Below are 9,009 nucleotides of genomic sequence, written 5' to 3'. Positions count from 1 at the left end.
AAGAAGAGGCAGAATCATTATTAAAAAATGATTTATCCTGGGCAGAAGGAACAGTTAATAAAAAAGTAAAAGTTAAAATTAATCAAAATATGTTTAATGCTCTAACTTCATTTGTTTATAATTTAGGCTCTAGTATCTTTATAGAATCTAATTGTACACTGCTTAGGAAATTAAACAAGGAAGACTATACAGGAGCTTCTAATGAGTTTAAAAGGTGGAATAAATCTGGTGGAAAAGTATTAAATGGGTTAGTTGCCAGAAGAAAATCAGAGGGAAATTTATTTATTAATTTATAAGGAGGGATTATATGAAAGAACTATTTACAAATCCATTAGTATTACAGATATTGTTGGGGATTATATTATTCATTTTACCATCACCACTACTCAAGAAAACAGGAGATAAGGTAGGAGATGCAATTGAAGGTGTAGGAGGAACAAAAGCCCGGGATGTAGCTTATAAGGTGCTTATCGATTTTGCTGAAGGACTAAAGAACTCTAAGCATAATGGGAATATTAATTTAACTTCCAATGATCAGATAGATAACGAATTGGATAAATATAAGGTGTCGCTGGGTTTGGAGGATTCCAAATCAAAGGGAACGGATTAGAATTTAAAATAGATCCATGGAATCATAAGACTAAGTTATTTAAGTTTAAGATTTTTAGGAGGGCTAGGTCTATAAGGAAATTATTTTTGGGATATAAAGAATAATTGAATAAAGAAAACCTTTCTTTTTTTAGAAAGGTTTTCTTTATTTTTAAAAATAATTTCATATGCACTATTTTCTTTGGATGTTATTGCAATTATGGTATACTTGTTATTAAAATATAGTTTTTTTATGAAAGGGGTGAATATCCATGGTAAAAAAACCGGTTATATGTTTGAAGTGTAAAAAGACATTTGAATCTGAAATTGATTCCAAAAGGATACCTTATAATAAAATCTGTTCTTATTGTAAAAAGCATAATAATAAGCTTGGAAGAGGAATAAGCGGAAGTGCTTAAATAAAATTTGGAGGGGGGAAATGTTAAAAATAATATTAGCAATAGTGGTTTCAATTATTTTGGTTTTATTAATTCTAAAAGATAAAAAAAAGGGAATAATAAACTATGTATTTATAAACCAGAAGACTAAGAAATATCATCAAAAAAAATGCCCGTATGCTAAAAATTTAAAATCAATATCTTTTGAGGCCGCGATAAAAGAAGATTATACTCCTTGTAAAATTTGTAATGAAGAAAAAAATTGAAATTTTAGGAATTGATTTAGATTTGGATATAAAATTACATAAGATTGAAGAAAGATATAGAAAATATGCAGTTATTATCACTTATGAAAACAATGAGTTGGTTTTAGTTAGACATCGAGAAAGAGAAACCTGGGAAATTCCAGGAGGTCATCATGAAATAGGTGAAACAATATTAGAAACAGCTAAAAGAGAATTATTCGAAGAGACAGGAGCTATAGATTTTGAAACAAAGCATATTGCCGATTATTCTGTAAAAAAAGGTAATGAAATAAATTATGGTGGATTGTTTGAAGCTCATATAATTAATCGTGAAAAAAAATTAGGCTATGAAATATCAGAAGTAAAAAAGTTTACTAAACTTCCTCCTGTTAAAAAAGTGACTCATGGAATGATCCAAATAGAATTAGTAAATTTTTTATCAAAAAAACTCTCGAAATAAACTGTACCCTTTGTCAAAGACATATAAAAAATATTAATCTATTTAAAGGATATTAATATTTTATATGTATATATAAGAATATAGTAATTTAAATATAAAGGAGGAATTATTAATGAGAAGTATTACCACACTTGATTTACAGTATGCACACAGATTTTATAAGTTTAAAGGGGAAGCACAATATTTACATGGACACTCAGGGCTTTTAACTATAGAAGTTGAAGACACTATTAATGATGGGGTTAATATGGTTTTTTCCATGTAACGAAATCAAAAAAATTGCTTGGGAAGTTCTTAAAAACTTTGATCATTCTCTTATTTTAAGAGAAGATGATCCACTTCTTCCTGCAATACTTAATGTATATGAGGAAACAGGAATTAAAAATGGGGCTCCTCAAAATACAATGAAGGGTCAAGCATTTAAGACAGAACTCGCAACTGCATACCCTGATAGTCGTTTAGTTGTTACAAAGGAAACATCAACAATCGAAGGAATGATAAAGATTATTTACGAACTATTAAAAGATAAATTAAATATTACTAAGCTTACATTTACTAGTGGGGTTAATGTAGGATCTGCAGAATTTGAAACGAAAAATAACCTTGACCGTTGTCCTCTTTGTGGGATTTTTCTAAATGAAAATGGTCTTTGTCCAAAGTGCGGATATCAGAAAAAAAATTAGAGAGAATTATAAATGGAGTTTCAATATAAACTATACTCTTTGTCAAGGACATATAAAAAAAGTAGGACAATATTTAAGCATTCAAAAGGTGATTCCGGTATTTTACAGGAGTCATCTTTTTTTAAATCTATTGATATTTATGTTTGTTAGTATATTCATAGATAAAAAAATAAAAATTACTGGAAGTAACTAAAGTAAATATAAGGGGAATTAAATTACATAGCACTTACTGGGGTCATTGGGATTGAATAGATTTAAAGTGTTTTAACTACCTCGGACAGTCTAAACCCCAATAAAAAAGATAAAAGTACAAACAAAAATTAAAATAGTAGTAAATAAATGTACAGAAATTATTTGTTGGTTTACTAATTTTCCATTTATTTTTTCTTCTCTTTCTTCCTTTGAATTCTCAAAGGGGTTTAGAGCTTTTCATTCTTAATCTAATATTTCTTCCAAAAAATATGATATAATTAAAAAAACAAACTTTTAAAAAAAGGAAGTATTTTATGAAAATAGAAAAAAAAGAAATATTAGAAGTATTATCTGTCCTAAAAGAAAAAAATGAGAATGGATGGATTGAAATCAAAGAGAATAAATATAGTCATGAACAGATAGGGGAAACTATTTCAGCTTTATCAAATAGCTCAATACTAGAAGATAAAGAATATGCTTATATGATCTTTGGAATAAAAGATGATACTTGGGAGATATTAGGGACGAAAGTAAACCTCTATTCTGAAAAAGTTGGGAATCAAGAATTAAAATTATGGCTTTCAACTCAATTAAGCCCTAGTATAGAGTTTGATTTCTTTAACTTTATTCTGGAAGAGAAAACAATATTTATAATAAAAATAAAATCTATAGATCATACTCCCGTTCAATTTAAAAAAGAAAAATATATAAGAATAGGTAGTAATAACAAAAAATTAAAAGAATTCCCAGAAAAAGAAAGACTAATTTGGGAAAAATTGTCAAAATTTAAATTTGAAGAAAAAATAACTATGAAAAATGTCATTCTAGAAGATCTTTTTGAATTACTAGATTTTAAATCATATTACAGATTAGTGAAAAAGTCTGAGCCAGAATTAAAAGTATCTATGATTCAAGCATTCATCAAGGAAAGGTATCTTGTTGAAAGTTCTGATAAAACTCTCTACAATATTACAAACTTAGGTGCGTTACTGTTTGCAAAAGATTTAGATTTATTTCCAAAATTGGTTAGAAAAGCCATCAGAGTTGTGAGATACAAAGGTAAAAATAAAGTTCACATAGAAAGGCAGCAGGTTGGCAAGAAAGGTTATGCAGCAGGATTTGAAGGTCTTATTAAATTTGTAAATGATCTTATACCAAGGGAAGAAGTAATAACAAAAGATTTAAGAAAAGTTAAATTTGAAATTTCTCCAATTATACTTAGAGAACTAATAGCAAATGCAATTATTCATCAAGATCTTACTAAAACAGGAACAGAAGTTTTAATAGAGTTCTTTGAAGACCGAATAGAGGTAAGCAATCCAGGAGAACCTCTTATTCCTGTGTGGCAATTTTATGGCTACCATAGATCTAGAAATGAAATGTTAGCATATAATATGAGAAAATTTGGTTTCTGTGAAGAATTGGGAAGTGGAATAATAAGGGTTATAGATATTTCAGAAAACGAAAACGGGATTCCTCCTAAATTTTTATTAAGGAATGACATTGTAAAAACAGTATTATATTCACACAAAGACTTTGATTCCATGAATGAGGAGGATAAGTTAAACATTACCTATTTTCATTGTTGTTATAAACATGATCAAGGAAAATATATGGACAATACAAGTTTAAGAGGAAGGTTTAAGATTCCAAAAGATAAATATTCTAAAATCTCAAGATTGATAACAAATGCAGTAGAAAAAGGATTAATAAAGAAAGGTCCACAAAAAAATTATATACCATTTTGGGCTGGATATTAGATTTTATACTTTGTGCAAGATTGTGTAGTCATAGATAAAAAATCAAAAAAAAATCAATTTAAGATCAATAAAAATAGGATCTAAAAGATTGTGCAAGGTTGTGCAATGACTTCGAGTCTAGCTTATTAATGGAAATAACATAGAAAACAACCTACTTAAAAATTAATAATTTATTGAACATAGGAATACAAATGATTTTTTAACTTAGAGGTCAAAAACAGTCTTTACTATAGTATTTTAACCCTTATAATTTACAAAATATTACTAGGGTTCTTTGATTTGATAGCAAAAGTAAATTGCTAGCATAAAAGATTTAATATTACTTTTTAATTCTTTTGTAACTTTCATTTTAAAGAGTAAAAATCAACCTTAGAAGGGCGCTATAAATTTAGCGTCCTTTTATTTGGTATTTTTTATTATTTTGTCTGCGATTATTTATATATAAACTATGCCAAAAGCAATTATAAAATTAATAAAAGTAACTAAAAAAACGAACGGATCGTTTTGATTAAAATCATGTTTAATTAAAATATAATTGAAATTTTAGTGTTTTTGAATTATAATTTTTAATGTGATAGTTTTTTATAAAAAACTAAAAGGAGTTAAGCGATATGGAATTAATGAAAGCCTGTTTAGATGGTTGTAAAGATACTGTAGAATTATTGTTAAAAAAAGGAGCTACTGTTAACAGTAAAGCAAACGATGGAAGGAAGAATGGTGGTGGTAGCCCTTTAATTATTGCATCAGAAAATGGACATAAAGATATCGTAGAACTATTATTGACAAGAGGAGCTAATCCCAATATTAAAAGAAATGATGGTGCTTCTTCTTTATTGTTAGCCACTCAGAAAGGTTATAGAGATATTGTAGAATTATTATTAGAAAAAGGAGCTGACCCTAATATCAAAAAAAATGATAAAACTACTTCTTTAATTATAGCATCACAAGAGAATCATAAAGATATAGTAGAACTATTATTGGGAAAAGGGGTCAATCCTGATATCAAAAGAAATGATGGCGCTACCCCTTTACTGCTTGCTGCTCAGAAAGGTAATAGAGATATTGTAAAATTATTATTAAAAAAAGGAGCTGATATTAACGGTGAAGCAAACAATGGGAGTAAGCCTTTAATAATGGCTTCAAAACAAGGTCATAAAAACATTGTGGAATTATTATTAGAAAAAGGAGCTAATATTAATAGTAAAATAAACAATGGAATGACTTCTTTAATGGGGGCTTCACAAGATGGTCATAAAAACGTTGTAGAATTATTATTAGAAAAAGGAGCTAGTATTAATCGTAAAACAAAAGATGGAAGGACTTCTTTAATGATAGCCATCACAAGATGGTCATAAAAACATTGTGGAATTATTATTAGAAAAAGGCGCTAGTCTTAACAGCAAAACAAAAGATGGGATAACTCCTTTATTGATAGCATCAGGAAAGGGTCATAAAGATATTGTAGAACTTCTATTAAAAAGCGGGGTTGACTCTAACATAAAAAAAGAAGACGGAGTCACTCCTTTAATGAGGGCTACTCAAGGTGGATATAAAGATATCGTAGAACTTCTATTAGCAAGTGGAGCTAATTATAATATTAAAGCAAAGGGTTATTCCTCTTTAATGTTAGCTACTAAAAAAAACTATATAGAGGTTCTAAATTTATTTAATGCTAATAAATTGCATAAGAAGATAAAGACTAAGTCTGATGATGCTAGTTATGAAAATAATAATTTTGATAAAGATGGATTTTTTAACCTAGAAAAGATTAACAATAATAGAGATGAAAAAAATATATATGATGGTTACAATAAAAAATTATTTAATAAAAAAGGAATAAACAAACTGACTAAAACAAAATATGATAAATTTGGTTATGATGAATTCGGATATGATAAAAATGGATTTCATAATTTAGGTTATCATAAGGAAACAAAAAATAGGTATGACACAGAAGGTTATGATAAAAATAATCTTGATAAAAAAGGGGTCCTTAAGGAGTATGCACAGAAAAAAATAGAAATAGATTATGGTGTAGATAAAAAAGTCACTAGTCCAAGGATGATTCATGAAGAAGTTGTAAGAGAAGTTATTGAAAATAAAAAGGTCTTTATTGTAAAAAGATTTTTTAGATCCTATTTTTCTAAAAGATTAGATAAAGAAAAATTTGAAAAATTTTTAATCGAAAAAGGTCAAGAAATTCTGAATACAAAAAATTATAGAGAGCTCTGTAATGGAGATAGAATAAAAAAACTTAAAGCTAAAAATGAGATTTTTGAACTCCGAATAAATAGTGGGGATAGAGTAATATTTACTTTCAAAGAGGAAGGAATAATATTTTTGTGTGTGGATGATCACGACAGAGCAGTGATAAAAGGTCAAAAAGTAGAGAGTATTGAGACTACGGAGCTGTTAGCTGATATAGGTAAGATACAGAAGATAGCAACTAGTCAACTTATACAAAATCCAATTTATGAATATAATTCTTTAGAGGAGTTTGAACAGGCTTATGAAGATAATAGAGAATTATACAAATTAACAGAAGAGCAAAAAAAGATATTGAACCAAGAACTACCTATCTGCCTTTACGGATCAGCAGGAAGCGGTAAAACTACTATGCTACTAAAAAAAATAGAAAAAATATTAAGAGATAATCAAAATAGTAAAATATTATTTATTACTCATAATGAAAAATTATTAAAATATTCTAAAAGTCTATATGAAACTTATTCAGGATATAAGTTGAAACAAATAATTTTTAAGGATGTAAATCAATTTTTTAAAGAGGAACTTTCCCTTGAGGAATATAAGTGTTTTTCCTATGAAGAGTTTACAAAATGGTTTAATAGTAAACAATTGTATAATTCAAAGTTAAAAAATCTAAGTTTATTAGAAGTATTTAGTGAGATAAAGGGAATAATAAGAGGTTTTATAGGGTATTCTGGAAGAAGAGACCTAGAAGAGAATATGATATCAAAAGATTATTACTTAGAGCTTAAAAATAAATATTCTCTACTAAAAAATGATGAAGATAGAGAATTAGTTTATTCTCTAGCACTTGATTATTGTGAGTATCTGAAGAAAAATAAAATTTATGATGAGAACGATCTAGCTTTAAAATATCTTAAAATGAACACAAAAGTCTTTAAGTATGATTTTCTAGTTTGTGATGAAGTCCAGGATCTTACAGAATTACAGATACTTGGGATGTTAAAATCGATTTCTAATAAAAAGAATGTATTTTTAGCAGGGGATAATAACCAAGCTATAAACTTATCATATTTTGATTTTTCTAGATTAAAAACACTATATCATGAAAACTATGATTTCAATGATATAGAAAATAATGAGATATCTGAAAATCAAAGAAGTAGTAAACAAATAGTGGAATTAGCTAAAAAGGTAGCAGAGATAAGAGATCAAGTACTTCCTTTAAATAAAAAAATTAATTATAGAGAAAAAGCAATTATTGGTGAGGGGAATATACCTATCATAGCACCTATAAATATAGAACAATTAGCTCAGCTTGAAAATAAAGATATCACAGTTATTGTGCCTAATGAAAATATGAAAAATAAAATAGAAAGAAGCTATGATAATACTGTTCTTACTATTTATGAGATGAAAGGGTTGGAAAGGGAAAATATTATTTGTATAGGACTAGTTGATGATTTTAAAGATGATGTTAGTGAAATATTAAAAAAAATAGAAAATAATAATGCTGAAAAACTTTCTAATCATTATAGACATTTTTTTAATTTGTTTTATGTCGCTACAACTAGAGCGAAGAAAAATCTTATATTTTTAGATGATGCTGAAAATAAATTTTTTGATTGTTTTGAGAATAAGATATATAAATGTAGAGACGGTTACTGGCTAAATAGTTTAGAAAAAATAGAAAATATTTCAGATGATAAATTGTTGAAATATGCAAAGGAGTTTGAAGAAAAAGAATTGTACTCTGAAGCTCTGAAGAATTATCGAAAGATGAAAAACATTAACTCTAAAAATATTAAGAGGGTTGAGGCGTTTTTAGCCTTTAATGAAGAAAAGTATAAAGAGGCATGTTTAAGTTTTGAAAGGTTAGAAATGTGGAATAAATGCTTGGATTGTGCTAAGAAGTTAAAAAATAAAGAGAATGAAAAAAAGTATCAAATAAAAGTATATGAAAAAGAAAAAGAATATCTTTTATTAGGAGAATTCTATAAGTCTCACTCTGACTATAAAAATGCTTATAATGCTTATATGATATACTTTAAATTAAATTCAGAAAATATAGATGGAGAGTATAAATCATTTATTCTTGAAATTTTGCCTGAAGTAATGAAGAAATAGAATTAGAAGCTAAATTTAGATAAGAAAAAAACGGGTTTAAGCCCTATAAAATTTAAGATTTTCTAGATTTGTATAGTTGTATGAATAGATAGAAATTAGAACCACTAGCACAAGCCACGGGGCGAGATTTGTATCGCCAGATGGATTAGTACGAAAAGTAATTATTTAATAGCAAATAAAAAGCAGGAGGAGCTTCATCCTGCTTTTTTTGAGGGTCTGTCTCATATTTTGTGTAAACCTCCAAATTAGTGTAAACTACAATTACATTAATTTGGAGGTTTTTTTATGAGAAAAAAAAGAAAAGATTTATCCCCTGATGAATTAGCACGAAAAGAGCTAATTAGAGAA

At 27.4% G+C, this 9,009-nt stretch carries 9 protein-coding genes; all 9 read left to right on the top strand.

The features are described 5' to 3' along the window. The coding region (locus V5784_RS06525) for a lysozyme (protein WP_336888228.1) at positions 1-296 on the top strand (296 nt) is incomplete at its 5' end. Positions 297-307: 11 nt separating this feature from the next. Next, positions 308-610 carry a hypothetical protein gene (locus V5784_RS06520; protein WP_336888227.1) on the top strand — a complete coding sequence of 101 codons (303 nt, stop codon included), beginning with the start codon at positions 308-310 and terminating at the stop codon, positions 608-610. 417 nt (positions 611-1,027) lie between these two features. Beyond that, the gene (locus V5784_RS06515; protein ID WP_336888226.1) at positions 1,028-1,252 is read left to right on the top strand and encodes a hypothetical protein; all 225 of its coding nucleotides are present in this window, start codon (positions 1,028-1,030) and stop codon (positions 1,250-1,252) included. Continuing rightward, positions 1,236-1,691: an NUDIX domain-containing protein gene (locus tag V5784_RS06510; protein WP_336888225.1), complete on the top strand. Its 456-nt coding sequence runs from the start codon at positions 1,236-1,238 to the stop codon at positions 1,689-1,691. The genes V5784_RS06515 and V5784_RS06510 overlap by 17 nt, the downstream gene beginning before the upstream one ends. 112 nt (positions 1,692-1,803) lie before the next feature. Continuing rightward, positions 1,804-1,956, top strand: a complete 153-nt coding sequence (locus V5784_RS06505; RefSeq protein ID WP_336888224.1) for a hypothetical protein — start codon at positions 1,804-1,806, stop codon at positions 1,954-1,956. Beyond that, entirely contained in the window at positions 1,925-2,374 is a 450-nt protein-coding gene (locus tag V5784_RS06500) for a rubredoxin (protein ID WP_336888223.1), read from the top strand. Before V5784_RS06505 ends, V5784_RS06500 begins: the two co-directional genes overlap by 32 nt. Positions 2,375-2,880: 506 nt before the next feature. Then, on the top strand, positions 2,881-4,326 hold the full coding sequence (locus tag V5784_RS06495) for an RNA-binding domain-containing protein (protein WP_336888222.1): 1,446 nt from the start codon (positions 2,881-2,883) through the stop codon (positions 4,324-4,326). A 611-nt stretch (positions 4,327-4,937) separates the two neighbouring features. Then, complete coding sequence (locus V5784_RS06490; RefSeq protein ID WP_336888221.1) at positions 4,938-5,681, top strand: ankyrin repeat domain-containing protein; 744 nt, start codon at positions 4,938-4,940, stop codon at positions 5,679-5,681. Positions 5,682-5,688: 7 nt separating this feature from the next. Continuing rightward, complete coding sequence (locus tag V5784_RS06485) at positions 5,689-8,661, top strand: ankyrin repeat domain-containing protein (protein WP_336888220.1); 2,973 nt, start codon at positions 5,689-5,691, stop codon at positions 8,659-8,661. Positions 8,662-9,009: the final 348 nt, after the last annotated feature.

Source organism: Psychrilyobacter sp. (genome assembly GCF_037132775.1).
Taxonomy (GTDB): Bacteria; Fusobacteriota; Fusobacteriia; order Fusobacteriales; family Fusobacteriaceae; genus Psychrilyobacter.
This window is presented reverse-complemented; position numbering and strand designations above follow the sequence as displayed.

Coding starts and splice junctions, on each gene's coding strand:
- V5784_RS06510 (WP_336888225.1), top strand. CDS start 1,236: ATGAAGAAAAAAATTGAAATTTTAGGAATTGATTTAGATTTGGATATA.
- V5784_RS06505 (WP_336888224.1), top strand. CDS start 1,804: ATGAGAAGTATTACCACACTTGATTTACAGTATGCACACAGATTTTAT.
- V5784_RS06495 (WP_336888222.1), top strand. CDS start 2,881: ATGAAAATAGAAAAAAAAGAAATATTAGAAGTATTATCTGTCCTAAAA.
- V5784_RS06515 (WP_336888226.1), top strand. CDS start 1,028: ATGTTAAAAATAATATTAGCAATAGTGGTTTCAATTATTTTGGTTTTA.
- V5784_RS06490 (WP_336888221.1), top strand. CDS start 4,938: ATGGAATTAATGAAAGCCTGTTTAGATGGTTGTAAAGATACTGTAGAA.
- V5784_RS06520 (WP_336888227.1), top strand. CDS start 308: ATGAAAGAACTATTTACAAATCCATTAGTATTACAGATATTGTTGGGG.
- V5784_RS06500 (WP_336888223.1), top strand. CDS start 1,925: ATGATGGGGTTAATATGGTTTTTTCCATGTAACGAAATCAAAAAAATT.